General features: G+C 40.0%; 1 protein-coding gene. It reads right to left on the minus strand.

Annotated elements, in window-relative coordinates; all coding sequences use genetic code 11:
• On the minus strand, positions 1 to 433 hold a 433-nt coding region (locus PSH50_RS21045; protein WP_273610075.1), incomplete at both ends, for a TonB-dependent receptor.

A 433-nucleotide genomic window follows, 5' to 3' on the forward strand; every position in this document is an offset into this window, starting at 1 on the left:
CAAAAGCTAATAAGCCTTGTAGAGATTTAGACTGAATAACATTATCAATCGAAAGTTGGAAGTAATCTAACTTAAAGCTTAAGTTATCGTTTACATCCCATGCCACACCTAAGTTGATGTAATCTGAAGTCTCAGCTTCAAGTTCTGAGTTCTGAGTATAGTATGTGTTGTACTGACGTGATGTAGTAGAACCGTTATTATAATCGATTGCAGATTCAGCAGAGAATGTACGTGCTGCATTAAGTAAATCAAGGCCTGGTGCACGGAACGACTCAGAGTAAGAACCACGAATCACTACGTTATCAGCAACCTGCCAGCGAGCAGATACTGCTGGAGCAACGTTGTCACCAAAGTCAGAGTAATCATCGTAACGAGCTTTTAAGTTCACTTCTACTGTATCAGAAACTGGTAGTACTGATTCGAAGAAAACAGC

Source organism: Pseudoalteromonas sp. Angola-7, assembly GCF_028599255.1.
GTDB classification, from domain to species: Bacteria; Pseudomonadota; Gammaproteobacteria; order Enterobacterales; family Alteromonadaceae; genus Pseudoalteromonas; species Pseudoalteromonas atlantica.